Here is a 16739-nt window from a genome sequence, read left to right on the forward strand (position 1 = left end):
GTTGAACACTAAAAAAATTAGATATTATGAAAAAATTCATTTACACGTTAGCCTTGGTATTCTCGTTAGGTATTAGTTTTAATTCAGCTCAGGCTGCTGATAAACCTGCGAAAAACCCAACAGAATTAACTGCAGAACAAGCAGTGAAACTGGAAAGAATCAAAACCCGTGTTGAAGAGATCAGAGACATGGATAAATCAAACTTAACAAGAGCAGAACGTAAAGCTTTACGTAGCGAGTTAAGAGAATTAAAAGGTCAGGCTCGTGCTGTTTCTGGAGGTGTTTATCTTTCAGTTGGTGCAATCATTATCATCATTTTATTGTTGATCCTGATTTTATAATCATACAAAAAACACATCTATCTATAAAAACAAAAAGCTTTGCATTAATGCAAAGCTTTTTTTATTAGAAATATCGTCATTGCGAGAAGGCTTTTTCAGCCGACGAAGCAATCTTACTACAAGAGAAACTTCGTTTTCTTTAATTAATCGCCAAATACCAAAAGGTTTTGCTACAGCATTAAGATTGCTTCTTGCCTCGCAATGACGATTTATCTAAGATTAATCAATCATATCAAACCCAGTATACTTCACCAAAGCTTCCGGAATTTTAATTCCATTCTCAGTTTGGTAGTTTTCTAAAATCGAAGCCACTATACGTGGTAAAGCCAACGCACTTCCGTTTAATGAATGTGCCAGTTGCGCCTTACCTTCTTTTCCTTTAAAACGCAGTTTTAAACGATTACTCTGGTAAGTTTCGAAATTTGAAACAGAAGAAACTTCCAACCAGCGTTCTTGCGCTGCACTCCATACTTCCATGTCATATGTCATAGCAGAAGTAAAGCCCATATCGCCGCCACATAAACGCAATACGCGATAGTGTAACCCAAGTTCTTTCAATAAAGACTGAACATAATTGCTCATCTCTTCTAAGGTTTCGTAAGATTTATCCGGATGCGTAATCTGCACTACTTCAACCTTATCAAATTGGTGTAAACGGTTTAAACCACGTACATGAGCACCATAAGAGCCCGCTTCTCTACGGAAACAAGGGGTATAAGCAGTATTTTTAATTGGGAGATCTTCTTCTTTAACAATTACATCACGGTATAAATTGGTTACCGGAACTTCAGCTGTTGGGATTAAATATAAATCATCAACAGTTGAATGATACATCTGTCCTTCTTTATCAGGTAACTGTCCGGTACCAAAACCTGAAGCCGCATTAACCAAATGAGGAACCTGCATTTCTTTATAACCTGCCGCAGTAGCATGATCTAAAAAGAAATTGATCAATGCACGTTGTAATCTTGCTCCTTTTCCTTTATAAACCGGAAAACCAGCACCAGTAATTTTTACGCCCAATTCGAAATCGATAATATCATATTTCGCGGCCAATTCCCAATGCGGCAAAGCTTTACTTGGTAATTGGGCAGGTTCGCCATGCGTTAAAACTATCTCATTTTCTTCTGCAGTAGAGCCTTGTTTTACCAAATGATAAGGCAAATTAGGCAATTGAACAATTAAATTGTGTTGAGCAGTTTCCAACTCATTCAATTTATCGCTCAGGTTTTTGATATTTTCTTTTTGAGAAGCAGTTTTTGCTTTAATCGCCTCGGCTTCTTCTTTTTTACCAGTACGCATTAAATCGCCAATCTGTTTGGCAGCTGCATTCGCTTCAGCAGAAATATTATCCAGGGAAGTTTGTGTAGAACGGCGGTCTTCATCGATTTTAATGATTTCATCTACCAGTTCTGGTTGTTTAAAATTACGGATACTTAAACGTTCTAAAACTTTCTCTCTATTTTCGCGGATATAGTTAACTTGCAGCATTATTTAATTTTTTAAGCAAAGATAATAATTAAGTCGTCATTGCGAACGTAGTGCGGCAATCTCTCCACAAAAAGATTGCTTCGTCGTTCCTTCTCGCAATGACGGACACAGAAAAATATGGATGGCAAACTATTTCTCGTACCAACGCCCATAGGCAATTTAGAGGATATGACCTTTAGGGCAATCCGTATATTAAAAGAATGCGATCTGATTCTCGCTGAAGATACTCGTACCAGTGCCCCGATGCTCAAACATTTTGGGATTGATAAAAGAGTTTTCTCACACCACCAGCACAATGAACACAAAGCCACTTCAGAAATTATCAGGTTTTTGAACGAAGGACAAAAAATTGCCCTTATATCTGACGCCGGAACACCAGCCATTTCCGATCCGGGTTTTTTCCTGGTACGCGAAGCCATTAAAAATGATATTGCCGTAGAGTGTTTACCTGGCGCAACAGCTTTTGTACCTGCTTTGGTTAATTCGGGTTTACCTGCAGATGCATTTTGTTTCGAAGGTTTTTTACCTGTTAAAAAAGGCAGACAAACAAAGTTTAAAAAATTGACCGAAGAAGACCGCACCATTATACTTTACGAAAGTCCGCACCGTTTATTAAAAACTTTAGAGGAGTTTGCACAGTATTTAGGTGCCGACAGGCAGGCATCAGTAAGCAGAGAACTGACCAAGATGTTCGAAGAAACCGTTCGCGGAACTTTGGTAGAAATAAAATCACATTTTGAAAACAATACTTTAAAAGGAGAATTTGTAATTTGCATAGCGGGGAAACCCAATGTTAAAAGCAAAAACAAATATGAAGATGCTGAAGAATAGCATTAAAACGTAACCACACAACAATTTAAAATATTATGATTAGCATAGATAGATTTCTGAGTGACGAGCAAGACCCAAAAGCGATTGAAAAAGTTATTGGAAAATTAAACGACCTATTAACTACCGGCGAAGAACTTTTATATTTAGCGGTACAGAAAAAACCCGCAGTAAATTTAATGCCGGATAGCATCGCGATCTCTAATAAACGCATTTTTTATTGCGAGCCGGGTAATTTAGGCCTAACCATGAATTTTAAAGATATTTCATGGAAAAACATTAAAGAAGTTTCGTTCAAAGAAGATTTTTTTACCTCTAAGTTCATCTGTGTACCACAGAGCGGTGAAAATATTGTAACAGAATATATTCCAAAAGCACAAGCCCGTAAATTGCACCAGGCGGCAAACCAACAGTTAGAAGAATATAAAGAGATTCTCCGTCAGCAAAAATTGGAAGAAAACCGCGCAACGGCCTCTCCCATTAATTTAAATGCGCAGCCTTTAACCGAAATTCCGGCTTACGAACCAACTCCTGAACCAGTAGAACCTGTTATTCAAATAGCTGAAGTTGTAGAAGAGCCGGAAGATGAAACCACTTTAAAATTACGCAAGCTTAAAACTTTGTACGATAAACACCTGATTACTCAGGAAGAATACGAAGCTAAAAAAGCAGATATTTTAGATAGTTTGTAATTCATACTGTCATGCTGAGGCACGAAGCATCCCTAACACAGTTGCACTGTACTTACATTAACCAAAACAAAGTCAGTTCTTTGTCGCTTAGAGATTCTTCCTGCGTCAGAATGACAAGTAATTTTATATGAAATCTAAACAAACTTACCTCCTCGCCCTCCTAAGTGCATTTTTGCTTTGGCTAGCCTGGCCACCAATGCCTTTTACCACACCTTTGTTGTTAATCGGCCTGGTTCCTTTGTTTATTGCGCTCGATTCCATTTCAGGTAATGCAGAAAAAAAACAGGGAAAAAGAATTTTCTTAACGGCAGGTTTAACTTTTTTAGCCTGGAATACGGCGTCAATTTATTGGGTATATAATGCGATTAGTGCTTATAATGGCCCGGCAGTAGCACTACCCGTTTCCTTAATCCCTTACGGTTTAGGTGCACTTTTAATGACTTTTGCTTTTTGGTTATACTACAGGTTGGGTAAATACGTAAATAAAAAGATCGCCTATCTTGGCTTAATTGCCTTTTATATCGCTTTAGAATATCTGCAGCAAACCTGGGATTTAGCCTTCCCATGGATGACTTTAGGAAATGGATTGGCTGGAATGCACCAATTGGCGCAATGGTACGATTATACCGGTATTTATGGAGGTTCATTATGGATTTTATTGAGCAATATTTTAGCCTTTGAGGCTTATAAAAAATTTAAGTCCCAAACTGGCTATTTAAGATTTAGAACTGCAGGAATCTGGGCTTTGGTGGTGATTATACCCATCAGCATTTCACTAACCAAATACTTTACAGCAGAACAGAAAGGTACACCGAGTAATGTTGTAGTGGTTCAGCCTAATATTGATCCTTATCAAAAACTGGAGAATATTCCGCCTGCTGAACAAATTAAAATTTTAACCCATTTATCCGATTCAATCGGGCAATCCAACACAGAATATTTTATCTGGCCGGAAACTGCCATTCCAAATTACGCAGATGAAGATAGGATCAGAAGCAATAATGATTTCATCAACCTGCAAAGCTTTTTATCAAAGTATAAAAATGGAACATTGATCACAGGTATAGAAAGCATTAAAATTTATCAGGACAAAAAAACAATAACAGCTAAATTTGATAATCAGAAAGGCCTTTATTTCGACAATTTTAATACAGCGATGCAGGTAGAAAACTCTGCTAATGTCCAGTTTTACCATAAATCTAAGCTCGTTCCCGGGGTAGAGAAAATGCCTTTCCCAAAAGTATTTTCATTTTTAGACGGTGTTTTTGCTCAATTAGGTGGAACAGTTGGTGGCTGGGGCTGGCAAGAAAAACCAAGCGTACTTTATGCACAAAGCGGCATCGGTGCTGCACCAGTGGTTTGTTACGAAAGCTTATGGGGCGAATGGATTGGCCAACAGGTTAAAGATGGCGCACAATTTATTGCTATTATTACGAATGATGGCTGGTGGGGAAATACCTCAGGTAAAGATCAGCACATGATGTACGCAAAGCTTAGGGCAATTGAAACCCACCGCGATGTAGCCCGTTCTGCAAATACGGGCATATCTTGTTTCATCAATCAACGTGGCGATGTAACACAAAGCACCAAATGGTGGACCAGGACTGCACTAAAAGCCAACATCAACCTCAACGACGAGATTACCTTTTATGTAAAAAGTGGAGATATTATTGCAAAAATCTTGAGTCTCTTAGCAGTTATCTTAGCCCTGATTATTCCTTATAGAAAATGGGTAAAGAAATAAAAATACTCATTTTCTTTCTGCTTTTGCTTGGTGGATTTAAAGTTAAAGCACAATTTTATTTAGATAGTTTGAATAAACAATCAAATGCGATGTTAGTCGCCTTTAACAATAATGATTACCAAACTTTATTACAATATACACATCCCAAAATTATTGTACTTATGGGTGGGATTGATTCTGCAAAAACAGTTCTTAGAAAAGGAATGAATTTCGTTGCAGATAAAGGCGTATCATATATCAATATTAACACCGGGACTCCTCAACAAATGCTTAAATCAGCAAATGTATTTCAATGTATTCTACCGCAAATTTCTGAAGTGAAAATTAAAGATAAAAAAGCTAAGGCTACAAATTATCTCCTTTGCATATCTTACAATTCCGGTAAAAATTGGTATTTCATAAATGCCAATAAGGAAAAAGAAGCATACCTTAAAAAACTAATACCAGAGATAAGTAAAGACTTAATAATTCCAGAAATGGAATTAACATATCATTAAACTTCTAATTACAAAAACATGCAACAGTTTAAAAACCTTAGGTGGTCTGTTTTATTATTACTGCTTACTTTAAATTTTGGTTGCGATCAGATTTCTAAAAAAATTGTGCGTAATGAGATCAGCGATTACGAACATATCAGCATTATAAAAGATCATTTTACCTTAACCAAAGTAGAAAACAGTGGTGCGTTTTTAAGTCTAGGTGATAATATGCCCTATATTTTCAGACTGATTATTTTAACAGGCTTACCATTATTATTTCTGGGCTACGGGTTATATTTTCTTTTTGCCAAACGCAATTTACCAATGACGATGCAAATTGCTTTGTGTTTTCTGATAGGTGGCGGTATTGGCAATCTATACGACCGGATTGTACATGGGTCGGTTACCGATTTCATGCATATGGATTTTTACCTCTTCCAAACAGGTGTTTTTAATTTTGCTGATATTTCGATTATGATAGGTGTTGGTATATTGCTTTTTCAATCGTTAAGAAGCAAGATGGTTAAAGAAGAACCAATAGAAGAGGTTGAATAATCACATTATTTCTTAACAAAGATTGTCTCGTTTAAACAAACATATTTTTATCTTTAGGTGTTAAACAATCTAAAAATAAAATCCAATCATGAAAAGAAATGCAACGGCCGTATGGCAAGGTTCTATTAAAGAAGGTAATGGTAACATCACTACACAAAGTACCACTTTAAATAATACTCAATATTCTTTTAATTCTCGCTTTGCAGAAGGTGTTGGTACAAATCCAGAGGAATTAATTGCTGCTGCACACGCAGGCTGCTTTACCATGAAACTATCTGCTAACTTAACTGAAGCAGGGTTTACAGCTGATAAACTGGAAACTAAATGTGAAATTAACCTTGATCCATCTAAAGGTGAAATTGTAGAATCACATTTAACCCTAACCGCTTCTGTACCTGATTTAACACAAGAAAAATTTGATGAACTGGTAGCCGATGCAGAGAAAAACTGCCCGATCTCTAAATTATTAAATACAACTATTACAGTTGATGCTACTTTAGCTTAATTGTGATGGCGGACCGGTAATAGATCGTCATTTCGAGTGTAGTGCAACGCAGTCGAGAAATCTGTCTGGATAGATCTCTCCATTCCGCTGAGCTTCAGTCGAGATGACGCCCCGTCTACAGTTCACAGTTTAAACAAGTAAACAGTTTTCAATTGGCAATTCACAATTTAACAATCTCAACAATTGAACAATTAAACAATTAAACCTTAAACAGCTAAGCCATGTATTTCCCTACAATTGGCATTCTTCTTCCCATACCGAAGGCTTTAGGCGATACCCTTAAAATAGGTGGCGTTTGGTAACGTTTAAATTCGGCAATATTTACCATCTTTAAAATACGCAACACCAATGCCTCATCAAAACCCTGGGCAATAATGGCTTTTGAGCCCTGTTTCTTTTCGATATGCTGATATAATATTTTATCTAAGATCTCATATTCAGGCAACGAATCTGAATCTTTCTGATCAGGTCTCAATTCTGCTGAAGGTGGTTTAACAATAGTATTAACCGGTATAATTTCCCTTTCCTTATTGATGTACCTGGCCAGCTCGAAAACCTGCATTTTATATACATCGCCAATTACCCCAATTGCGCCACACATATCGCCATACAAGGTACCATACCCTACTGCGCATTCGCTTTTATTAGAGGTATTCAATAAAATATAACCAAATTTATTGCTCATCGCCATATTAATAATACCACGGATACGGGCCTGGATATTTTCTTCAGCAAGGTTAAAAGGCAAACCCTTAAAAGCTGGCGCAAGTATATGATCAAATGCTTCTGCAACTTCTTTAATTGGCACAATTTCGTGCATGCAACCAATATTATTAACCAAATCTAAAGCATCTTGAACGGAATGATCGGAAGAAAATTTAGAAGGCATTAAAACGGACATTACATTCTCCGGACCTAGCGCGCGACAAGCCAGTGCACATACCACGGCAGAATCAATTCCGCCTGATAAACCTAAAACCGCTTTACTAAAACCAGATTTCCTGAAATAATCTTTAATGCCTAAAATCAATGCATCGTGAATCTGCTCAATATCAGTTAATCTTTCCGATTTAGGGTATTTGTTACGCACACTTTCTACCTCTTCCAGGTCAAAAACCTGGAGGTCTTCTTCAAAATACTTCATCTCTGCTTTCATCTCTCCATCAGCATCGAAAACCAAAGAACCGCCATCAAAAATAATTTCAGTTTGCGCACCAACCTGGTTTACATAAAATACCGGAAGGTTATACTTTTTTGCATTATCTGCTAAAACTTTTATACGTTCATCATCATGGGTATATGAGAAAGGAGATGCCGCAATATTAATCATCACATCAGGTTGCTCCTTAATAAGCTCATCCATTGGGTTAGAAACATATAGTGGATTATCGTTAATATTCCACAGGTCTTCACAAATGGTTAAGGCAATTTTTTTTCCCTTAAAATCGATACAGTTAAATGTTGTGGCAGGTTCGAAATAACGGTATTCATCAAACACATCGTACGTAGGCAATAATGCTTTTTTAACAACTGCTTTAACTTTTCCTTCTTCGATAAAATACGCTGCATTATACAGGTCTTTTCCCTGTAAGATCTCATTTTTAACCGGTAAACCGACAATACAGGCAATATCTGTACAATGTCTGGCTATTTCCTGGGCAGCACCTTCGCACAAGGCGATAAACTCATCAAACTCTAAAAAATCTCTTGGGGGATAACCACAGATAGCCAGTTCGGCAAAAACAACCAGATCAGCTCCTTTATCTTTAGCCAATTGAATATTTTCCGTTATTTTTTTTGTGTTGGCTTCAAAGTTTCCAATGTGGTAATTAAGTTGTGCTAGTGCTATTTTCATGGTTGTAGTATCAAGTATTAGGAATTGAGTATCAAGACTATTGCGCGGCTAAAAAAATACACCGAAATTAAGTGCCAGATAATGATTTCTAACATCCCTGGCTTTATCTGTTACAATGTTAGTGAAACCGTTATTAAAAGTTAAACCCGCTACAATACTCGTATTGCCAGAAATATCAAATTCGCCACCTCCACCGATGATTAATCCGGCACGGTAAAGTTTGATATTATCAGATACGTTTAAATTATCCCCAACAACCATACCGCCTGTAACTGCATCTTGCTTAGCGCTGATATTGAATGAATTAGACAAACCAAACTGACCATACCAGCGTTTTCCGTCAGCCTTTACTGTTTTTAATTTAATGGTTAAAGGCAGTTCTACATATTGTAACTTATATTTTAAATCGTAAGCTTTTGGGGTACTGCTACTACTCGTTGCATAATAAGGCAGCACGTTCGCCTCCGTACTTTTACCGTTAATAGATGTAATGGTTAAAGCGGTAGAAAAACTATAATTAGGAGCAAAATTAAAATCGCCCATTAATCCGTAAGAAAAACCCAAAGCTATTCCATCTGTTTTTCCCTGTTCAGGCTTAATCCAACCAAAAGTTGGGGTAGCAGTTAGACCTAACCTAAAGCCATAATTGGTTATAGGAAAATTTTGCGCCCATGCGCCAATACTTAAAACAGACAAAATTAAAATGATTGATATTCTTTTCATGCTATCAGTGTTTATATATATTTGTTGTACATGATGTATAACGTTAAACACTGGCAAATTTATCTAATTTTTCTTTTCGCCATCACATTTATTTCCTGTAAGCAAAGCAACAGACCTGATGTAAGCAATATACAGGTAGACATTAAAATTGAAAGATTTGATAAAGAGCTGTTTAATGGAAAAAACAAAAATGTGATTGATGTAGACAAACAACTAACTTCAAACTATGGTGTGTTTTATGATGATTTTATCCATCGGATTTTAGACAGTAAATATTCCAACACCGAATCGTTGACCAATTTATACCAAGATCAGGCCTATACCGATTTAAGCAAAGAAGTAGATAGTGTTTTCCCAAACTTAAAAGTACAGGAAGAGGGATTAAACGAGACTTTTAAATACATTAAATATTATTATCCAAAAGCGAAGATTCCAAAATTTATTTCTTTTGCTTCAGGTTTTGCTTACCAAATGCCAGTAGGCGATAACTATCTGGGTATTGGCTTGGACATGTTTCTGGGCAAAGACAGCAAATTTTATAGAGCGATTGTACAAAGTGTACCCCTATACCTTTCGAGGAGATTTGCACCTGAATATATTGTGCCACGTGTAGCCGAGACGTATGCACATGAAGAACTGTTTGCAGAGCCTGATGACAATAGAACCTTGTTATCTAAAATGATCTTTCAGGGAAAGGTTTTATATTTTTTAGATCAGGTACTGCCCGAAAACTTAAGCGATTCTATCAAAATCGGATATACTCAACAACAATTAGACTGGGTCCAAAATTTTGAGGGTGATATTTGGGCATATTTTTTAGAGAACAATTACCTGTATGAAACCGACTACCAAAAAATCCAGGTGTTTTTATCTGAAGGACCTTTTACCCCGGGTTTAGGCGAAAATAGAGATTCGGCACCAAAATTGGGTGTATGGATGGGTTGGCAAATTGTTAAGAAATACATGAAGGCGCATCCCGATGTTACTTTGCAACAGTTAATGGCAGATAACGATGCGCAAAAGATTTTAAATCAATCGAAGTATAAACCTAAACAACAGCGATAGTTATCAGTTTGCTGTTTTTAATTATCAGTTTTAAAGGCCAAAACAATACAACAATTAAGCAATAAAATTGATCATTTGAACTTTTAAGTAATCATACTAAATTAAATCTATGAAAGTTGGCATTGTATTATCAGGTGGAGGCATTAGGGGAATAGCTCATTTAGGGGTTTTAAAAGCCTTTAGCAATTTGGGCATTACCTTTAGTCACATTAGTGGAACAAGTGCAGGAGCCATAGCCGGAGCCTTTTTTGCAGCTGGTATAGATCCGGAAGAAGGGTTAAATATTTTCCTCAAAACGAAGCTCTGGCGCTTTGTACGCCCGGCAGTAGGTTCTTTGGGATTAATTAATATTGAGAATACTGCTTTAATTTTAAAAGAATATTTTCCGGAAGATTCAATTGAAAAACTAAAAATACCTTTAACCATTGCCGCCGTAAACTTTAGTGAAGGACGGTTGGTTTATTTTACAAAAGGGCCGCTTATCAGAGCCATTCATGCCTCTAGTTGTATACCTGGCATTTTTAAACCCATTATGATTGATGGTCAGATGTATGTGGATGGCGGCATTTTAAATAATTTCCCGGTCGAACCTTTAATGGATGAATGCGATTTCATTATAGGCTCATCCTGTAACCACCTAAAGCCAGTTGATAAAATTACAGGTATTACCAATTTAATGGGCCGCGCAGGTATCATGTCGATCAACCACGATATGGAAAGAAAGGCTAAATTTTGTAATGTATTAATCGAACCAAAAGGTTTAGGGGCCATTAGTACGTTTGATATGAAACGTGCTGAAGATATTTATTGGCTGGCGCACGAAGAAGCCTTGATTACGATTAAAAATAGTCCTACAATCTCTGAACTGATCACGAAGTAATTGATCGTATTTACTGGTCTACCGCCTGCTTTTTGCAGTATTAAAACTACAATAAAATAAATTAAATTATCTATTTTATTGAGTTTAAAAAATACACGTACGCAATAAAAATATTACAATTTTCTTGGTGTTGATATAATATTACTTTACTTTAGGATTGTACTTTGCAAACGCAGAGGAAATTAACCTAAATGTCTATTATGTTTTTCAACCAAATTATTCTTTTCCAAAGAAGAAGAATTCCTGTATTCACTATTTTCTAAATGACTTTCAGTCAAAAATCAGATCATTATTAACCTAAAAACAACCTAAACATGAAATTTTTAAAATTAAATAAAACCTTATTAACCGCACTTGCCCTATCTACAGTATTATACGCTTGTAAAAAAGAAAGGCCTACAGAAACTGCAGATTTAGAAAAACCAGAAATAGCTACCGTGAATCCACTTGGTAATATTCAGATCTGCACAGAAAGATCTTTAGATGGCACTACCCCAAGAGGCGCAGTGCTAAAATCTACAAAATGGACTACAGGAACTACAATCAAGGTAAGTTTAAACGGAAGCACAGCAGCCATCAGGGCTAAAGTAATCCAATACGCAAAGGCTTGGGAACAATATGCCAACATTAAATTCAACTTTGTAACAAACGACAATACAGCTAAAATCAGGGTAAGTTTTGTAGATGGAGATGGATCCTGGTCTTATATCGGGAAATCAACGCCTAGCACCGGTGCTACCATGAACTACGGCTGGTTTACTACAAGCACAGCAGAATCTGAATATAGCCGGGTAGTAATCCACGAGTTTGGCCACGCCTTAGGATTGATCCATGAACACCAACACCCATTAGTCGCTATACCCTGGGATAAACCTGCTGTTTATGCTTATTACGCAGCTGCTCCAAATTACTGGAGCCAGGCAGAGGTAGATAATGCCTTATTTGCAAAATACACTACTACCCAAACCAATTATAGTGCTTATGATAAAAATTCGATCATGCACTATGCGGTTCCAAACGAATTAACCATCGGTGATTACGAAGTGGGATGGAATACTGTACTATCTCCTACTGATAAAACATTTATTGCCACAGTATATCCATTTTAAAAATGAAACAATTACACATAGTGGTATAATTGATCACTATGTGTATTTTACTGCTATAAAATAAAAATTAGATATGCAGATCGCTTTGCGGATTTCCTTTTTTAAACAATTTTTAACCTGCTCAATCCTTATCTTATCCTGTAAAGTCGTATCGGCACAAGACACCCCTCACAGGTGGAGCGTAAAACCTTATATCGGTCTCCAGCAATCTAAATTCGATTGGTCTATTGCCGGCAATGCGGCCGGAACCAGTCCAAATGTACTATCAGAACTGATCTGGAAAAATCTTAAAGGGCCTGGTTTTGGCCTGGACATCAAATATAATATTACCAGGCGGTTCAATGTTAAAGCCACCAACCAATACAGCAGCATAACAAAGGGTGAGGCAGAGGATACCGATTATGCAGATGACAACAGGCAAAATGCTTTTTATTACGATCTCCTTAACGCAAATAAAGGTTACTTATATGATGCCGATTTACAGTTCAGCTATCAACTATTAAAATTAGGGCAATTTAACATCAATCCAATTGTTGGACTTTCATACCATCAACAAAAATCCCATCTGTTAGAAAGTGCAAATAACCCTGACAGCAAAGGCTTAAACTCTACATATCAAGCAAGATATAAAGGATTCGATTTTGGAACAGAACTCGTTCTTAAAATGCAGAAATTCAGTATAGGTGCTACAGTATTAGGCGGTTTTTATACTTATTCGGCAAAAGCCAACTGGAATTTAATTCCCGATTTTGCAAAACCTGTAAGCTTTACACATAAGGCAAATTCCTTTTCGTTAAGTGGCGATATCAATCTTGCTGTACCATTGAACAATAGTTTACAGGTAGAAGTTGACTATAAGATCAATAATATCAACACTTACTCTGGTGTAGATAAAGCTTATTTTAATAGCCGGGCAACAGAGGAAACTCAATTTAATGGTGCAAATTTTAGAAAAAATGCAATATTATTAGGGCTAAATTTCAGCTTTTAATTTTAAGACTACCTCATTGTCCTCGTTTGAAACGAGGATAAAAGAGAATGGCGATTTGATCGCCGAGAGGAAACAACTCTTGTGACTGATGCAACCACATTACAAATGTGGTTCTCCACAATCCTCGTTACAAACGAGGACTATATTAATTAGTTTTTAAGGCCACCAAACGTTCACCTTCCAATACCGGAATTGTTTTGCACAGATTTAGCTGCAAACAGAAAACAACATCTTCCTCTATATTCAACTGAGCCAAGCGATGGCTATGCGATGATTTGTGAAGGTATTTTCTCAGATCTGCTTTAGCCAAAGAATACAAATCTTCAGCAGCCACGCTGGAATCATCAAAATGTTCAAAATTCTGACGGAGATTATTCACTACGGCACCGGCAAAAAGGGTATCTTCTAAATTAAACTGATCTTTCCACCCAGCACACAACAAAAGCACATTTTTATCCTGGCTTCTCAGATAATCGCAAAGCGAATCTAAATTAAGGAATGATCCGATCACAACCTGGTAAGCTCTTTTCTGCGCCAAATGTAAGGCCTTGGTTCCATTGGTAGTGGTTAAAACGACTGTTTTTCCGTTTACTTTTTCGTGGGTATAAGAGAATGGCGAGTTGCCGAAATCATAGCCTGCAACTACCTCTCCATTTCGTTCTGCTGCCAATAAAAATCCGCTATCGCGATAGTTTAAACAATCTTCCACCTGGGCCACCGGAATAATCGCTTCAGCACCATTATCTATCCCATAAGTAATAGAGGAGGTAGCTCTCAAAATATCGATAACCACTACAATACTTTGTTCGATATCATATAAATCGATCAAGGCTGGCGTTAAACAAACTTCTATTTTTTTTGACATAGGTTTAGTATCCTGTATAAAGTATCAAGTAGCAAGACAAATTCCATCTTGCTACTTGATACTGGCAACTTATCTATTTATAAAAAGGAAACTTAACCACTTTAGCTTTAATTGGCGTATTGCGGATTAAAATAAAAACTTCAGTTCCTTCTTTAGTGAAATCTTTTGCAATGTAACCCATACCGATTGCTTTTTGCAAAGAAGGCGCCTGGGTACCGGAAGTTACTTTACCGATAATATTTCCTTCGGCATCAGCAATTTCATAATCATGGCGCGGAATACCACGGTCGATCATTTCGAAACCAACCAATTTCTTTTGAATACCAGCTTCTTTTTGGGCTAATAATGCCTCCGAATTGGTAAAAGATTTAGAAAATTTAGTAATCCAGCCTAAACCAGCTTCAATTGGTGAAGTAGTATCATCAATATCATTTCCGTATAAGCAGAAACCCATTTCTAAACGCAAAGTATCGCGGGCACCTAAGCCAATTGGCTTAATGTTATATGGCGCACCCGCTTTAAAAATAGCATCCCAGATCTGATCTGCATATTGGTTCTCGAAATAAATCTCGAAGCCACCAGCTCCGGTATAACCCGTTGCAGAAATAACCACATTATCAATACCAGCAAAAGTACCTTTTACAAAAGTATAATACTCCATTGAAGCCAAATCAACATCGGTTAAGCTTTGTAAAGCATCAGCCGCTTTTGGTCCCTGAATGGCTAAAAGAGAAGTTTGATCAGAAATATTATGCATTTCTACACCTTCTGTATTAAACTGCTGAATCCAGTTCCAGTCTTTTTCAATGTTTGATGCATTTACCACCAACATATAGGTTTTATCATCTATTTTGTAAACCAAAAGATCATCTACAATACCGCCATCTTTGTTTGGCAGGCAAGAGTACTGAACTTTTCCATCGTATAATTTAGCAGCATCGTTGCTGGTTACACGTTGAATAAGATCCAATGCGTTTTCACCTTTAAGAATAAATTCGCCCATGTGGCTTACATCAAAAACACCTACACCATTACGAACAGTTGCATGTTCGGCATTAATACCCTCATACGTAACAGGCATATTGTAACCTGCAAATGGAACCATTTTAGCGCCTAAAGCGATGTGTTTTTCTGTTAATGCGGTGTTTTTCATCCGTAAATTCTATTTTTTATGATAATGAAGCCAGTATAGCTGATATTCTGTGAATTATGACAGTTTTATTCGTTATTCTTCTTGGGGTGCAAAAGTACTAAGAAAAAGACAAAATTTTGAGGTTAATTTTAAGGAGTTTTTAGATGATTTTTCTAATCATCCGTCATGCTGAACTTGTTTTAGCATCTATCTTATCACATTTCAGAGTTGACAACTTTCACTCTTAATGCCTATTAAAGTTGTCAACTCATAAATCTACCTATGCACCCACCAATTCTTCGTAAATCTTCAGCATTTTACTGGAGATTAAATGCACACCATGATCATTTTCGACAGTCTTACGAGCGTTCTCTCCTATTTCGACCCAACGTTTTGGGTTAATGATACACTGTAAAATCGACCGGTAAAATTCATCTGCAGAATCGGCAATTAAAATATCATGTCCGTGCCTGCAATTAATTCCCTCAGCCGCAGTAGTGGTGGCAATGATACATTTTTTCATGGCCATGCCTTCAATAATCTTCACCCGCATTCCGGTGCCGGAAATTAAAGGAACAATCATAATTGCTTTAGAATTCATAAATTCTACCGCATCGAAAACTTCTCCCTCTACAATCAGGTTTTCTGAATCATATTCGAAGAAATGTTTCTGCATATTTTTCCCCGCGATATAAAAACGAAGGTCTTTATTCAGTTTTTCAATATCGGGCCAGATATCATCTAAAAACCATTCTAATCCTTCCTGATTTGGCCTCCAGTCCATTGCACCTAAATGAAACAGCGTAGGAAAACTGGTTTTGGTTTTGTCTACTTTATATTTTTCTAAATCGATTGCAACCGGAAAAACCGACATCGGAATTTCGCAACCAAACCTTAATATACTTTGGCGATCGGGCTCACTAATGGCAAAAATATGATGGAAACGATTAATCTGATCGGTCTCATATGCTTTGAGCCGCTGGGCTAGAAAAGCTAAATACTTGCGCCGGATGAGAAACTTTTCTGAATGAGAAAGACGTTCCCAAAGGGTAAATTCGATATTGTGTGCCCGATAGATGAGCTTGGCATTACTGTTTGCCTTAACCACATCCAGATAAGGAACAACAAAAAGTCCCTCAAATTGAATAACATCGAATGCATTTTCGCGTAAGAGGTTTTCTAACTGACTTGCGGCATCTTCACTATAATACCTGGAAACATTATAAGATTCGTTGGTGAAAATATTAAAAAATGCCGACCATACATTTACATCGGTATCTAAATCACAGGTATGGTATTTAATCTGTTCAAAAATAGGATCGTAGATATCTTCGATATCAATCCTTCCTTTTGTCGGGTTGAGGCTAAACAAAGTGATATCTGCACCAAGTTGTAGTAAGCCTTTTATGGTATTGTAAACCACAATAGGGTAACCACTATTTGGCGGAAAGGGAATCCGCTTGGTAATCAACAGAATTTTCACA

The 16739-nt window shown here is 36.9% G+C and carries 17 protein-coding genes; 11 read left to right on the plus strand and 6 right to left on the minus strand.

From position 1 onward, the window contains the following. Positions 1–26: 26 nt before the first annotated feature. Positions 27–341 carry a seryl-tRNA synthetase gene (locus IM793_RS10345; RefSeq protein WP_029277363.1) on the plus strand — a complete coding sequence of 105 codons (315 nt, stop codon included), beginning with the start codon at positions 27–29 and terminating at the stop codon, positions 339–341. 219 nt (positions 342–560) lie between these two features. Here the strand turns inward: IM793_RS10345 and serS are convergent, their stop codons facing one another. Then, positions 561–1832, minus strand: a complete 1272-nt coding sequence (gene serS, locus IM793_RS10350) for a serine--tRNA ligase (protein WP_193421072.1) — start codon at positions 1830–1832, stop codon at positions 561–563. Positions 1833–1949: 117 nt separating this feature from the next. Here serS and rsmI point away from each other — a divergent pair, with 117 nt between their 5' ends. From rsmI to IM793_RS10380, 6 genes are all read left to right on the plus strand, one after another. Then, complete coding sequence (gene rsmI / locus IM793_RS10355; protein ID WP_193421074.1) at positions 1950–2663, plus strand: 16S rRNA (cytidine(1402)-2'-O)-methyltransferase; 714 nt, start codon at positions 1950–1952, stop codon at positions 2661–2663. A gap of 35 nt (positions 2664–2698) precedes the next feature. Next, complete coding sequence (locus tag IM793_RS10360; protein WP_193421077.1) at positions 2699–3352, plus strand: PH domain-containing protein; 654 nt, start codon at positions 2699–2701, stop codon at positions 3350–3352. Positions 3353–3479: 127 nt separating this feature from the next. Continuing rightward, on the plus strand, positions 3480–5096 hold the full coding sequence (gene lnt / locus IM793_RS10365; protein ID WP_193421079.1) for an apolipoprotein N-acyltransferase: 1617 nt from the start codon (positions 3480–3482) through the stop codon (positions 5094–5096). After that, positions 5081–5593 carry a hypothetical protein gene (locus IM793_RS10370; RefSeq protein WP_132398997.1) on the plus strand — a complete coding sequence of 171 codons (513 nt, stop codon included), beginning with the start codon at positions 5081–5083 and terminating at the stop codon, positions 5591–5593. The genes lnt and IM793_RS10370 overlap by 16 nt, the downstream gene beginning before the upstream one ends. A gap of 18 nt (positions 5594–5611) precedes the next feature. Continuing rightward, entirely contained in the window at positions 5612–6130 is a 519-nt protein-coding gene (gene lspA / locus IM793_RS10375) for a signal peptidase II (RefSeq protein ID WP_193421081.1), read from the plus strand. Between the two features lie 88 nt (positions 6131–6218). Next, entirely contained in the window at positions 6219–6635 is a 417-nt protein-coding gene (locus tag IM793_RS10380) for an OsmC family protein (RefSeq protein ID WP_132398993.1), read from the plus strand. Positions 6636–6849: 214 nt separating this feature from the next. Here IM793_RS10380 and IM793_RS10385 read toward each other — a convergent pair whose 3' ends face one another. Continuing rightward, the gene (locus tag IM793_RS10385) at positions 6850–8490 is read right to left on the minus strand and encodes an NAD+ synthase (protein ID WP_132398991.1); all 1641 of its coding nucleotides are present in this window, start codon (positions 8488–8490) and stop codon (positions 6850–6852) included. A 48-nt stretch (positions 8491–8538) separates the two neighbouring features. After that, complete coding sequence (locus IM793_RS10390) at positions 8539–9213, minus strand: porin family protein (RefSeq protein WP_121284202.1); 675 nt, start codon at positions 9211–9213, stop codon at positions 8539–8541. Positions 9214–9243: 30 nt separating this feature from the next. Between IM793_RS10390 and gldB the strand changes: the two genes are divergently transcribed. From gldB to IM793_RS10410, 4 genes are all read left to right on the plus strand, one after another. Then, complete coding sequence (gene gldB / locus IM793_RS10395; protein WP_193421083.1) at positions 9244–10278, plus strand: gliding motility lipoprotein GldB; 1035 nt, start codon at positions 9244–9246, stop codon at positions 10276–10278. Between the two features lie 109 nt (positions 10279–10387). After that, on the plus strand, positions 10388–11158 hold the full coding sequence (locus IM793_RS10400) for a patatin-like phospholipase family protein (protein WP_108197491.1): 771 nt from the start codon (positions 10388–10390) through the stop codon (positions 11156–11158). Positions 11159–11472: 314 nt separating this feature from the next. Next, positions 11473–12267 carry a M12 family metallopeptidase gene (locus tag IM793_RS10405; protein WP_193421085.1) on the plus strand — a complete coding sequence of 265 codons (795 nt, stop codon included), beginning with the start codon at positions 11473–11475 and terminating at the stop codon, positions 12265–12267. A gap of 73 nt (positions 12268–12340) precedes the next feature. Next, the gene (locus IM793_RS10410) at positions 12341–13258 is read left to right on the plus strand and encodes a hypothetical protein (RefSeq protein ID WP_193421086.1); all 918 of its coding nucleotides are present in this window, start codon (positions 12341–12343) and stop codon (positions 13256–13258) included. A gap of 145 nt (positions 13259–13403) precedes the next feature. On the opposite strand, the gene IM793_RS10415 is transcribed toward IM793_RS10410, so the two are convergent. The 3 genes from IM793_RS10415 to IM793_RS10425 form a co-directional block, all read right to left on the minus strand. Continuing rightward, positions 13404–14123, minus strand: coding sequence for a 2-phosphosulfolactate phosphatase (locus IM793_RS10415; RefSeq protein WP_193421089.1), 720 nt, complete (start codon positions 14121–14123; stop codon positions 13404–13406). 73 nt (positions 14124–14196) lie between these two features. Further along, positions 14197–15276 (minus strand): glycine cleavage system aminomethyltransferase GcvT, encoded by a 1080-nt coding sequence (gene gcvT / locus IM793_RS10420; RefSeq protein ID WP_193421091.1) that lies wholly within the window; start codon positions 15274–15276, stop codon positions 14197–14199. Between the two features lie 259 nt (positions 15277–15535). Next, positions 15536–16738 carry a glycosyltransferase family 4 protein gene (locus tag IM793_RS10425; protein ID WP_193421093.1) on the minus strand — a complete coding sequence of 401 codons (1203 nt, stop codon included), beginning with the start codon at positions 16736–16738 and terminating at the stop codon, positions 15536–15538. Between the last annotated feature and the right edge of the window lies 1 nt (position 16739).

This window comes from Pedobacter sp. MR2016-19, assembly GCF_014947265.1.
In the GTDB taxonomy this organism is placed as follows: domain Bacteria; phylum Bacteroidota; class Bacteroidia; order Sphingobacteriales; family Sphingobacteriaceae; genus Pedobacter.

Bases quoted from the DNA above. Each gene is read 5' to 3' on its own strand.
- IM793_RS10415 (WP_193421089.1), bottom strand. From the start codon at position 14,123: ATGTCAAAAAAAATAGAAGTTTGTTTAACGCCAGCCTTGATCGATTTA.
- serS (WP_193421072.1), bottom strand. From the start codon at position 1,832: ATGCTGCAAGTTAACTATATCCGCGAAAATAGAGAGAAAGTTTTAGAA.
- IM793_RS10360 (WP_193421077.1), top strand. From the start codon at position 2,699: ATGATTAGCATAGATAGATTTCTGAGTGACGAGCAAGACCCAAAAGCG.
- IM793_RS10385 (WP_132398991.1), bottom strand. From the start codon at position 8,490: ATGAAAATAGCACTAGCACAACTTAATTACCACATTGGAAACTTTGAA.
- lspA (WP_193421081.1), top strand. From the start codon at position 5,612: ATGCAACAGTTTAAAAACCTTAGGTGGTCTGTTTTATTATTACTGCTT.
- lnt (WP_193421079.1), top strand. From the start codon at position 3,480: ATGAAATCTAAACAAACTTACCTCCTCGCCCTCCTAAGTGCATTTTTG.
- IM793_RS10400 (WP_108197491.1), top strand. From the start codon at position 10,388: ATGAAAGTTGGCATTGTATTATCAGGTGGAGGCATTAGGGGAATAGCT.
- IM793_RS10345 (WP_029277363.1), top strand. From the start codon at position 27: ATGAAAAAATTCATTTACACGTTAGCCTTGGTATTCTCGTTAGGTATT.
- gcvT (WP_193421091.1), bottom strand. From the start codon at position 15,276: ATGAAAAACACCGCATTAACAGAAAAACACATCGCTTTAGGCGCTAAA.
- IM793_RS10405 (WP_193421085.1), top strand. From the start codon at position 11,473: ATGAAATTTTTAAAATTAAATAAAACCTTATTAACCGCACTTGCCCTA.
- IM793_RS10410 (WP_193421086.1), top strand. From the start codon at position 12,341: ATGCAGATCGCTTTGCGGATTTCCTTTTTTAAACAATTTTTAACCTGC.
- IM793_RS10380 (WP_132398993.1), top strand. From the start codon at position 6,219: ATGAAAAGAAATGCAACGGCCGTATGGCAAGGTTCTATTAAAGAAGGT.
- IM793_RS10390 (WP_121284202.1), bottom strand. From the start codon at position 9,213: ATGAAAAGAATATCAATCATTTTAATTTTGTCTGTTTTAAGTATTGGC.
- gldB (WP_193421083.1), top strand. From the start codon at position 9,244: ATGATGTATAACGTTAAACACTGGCAAATTTATCTAATTTTTCTTTTC.
- rsmI (WP_193421074.1), top strand. From the start codon at position 1,950: ATGGATGGCAAACTATTTCTCGTACCAACGCCCATAGGCAATTTAGAG.
- IM793_RS10370 (WP_132398997.1), top strand. From the start codon at position 5,081: ATGGGTAAAGAAATAAAAATACTCATTTTCTTTCTGCTTTTGCTTGGT.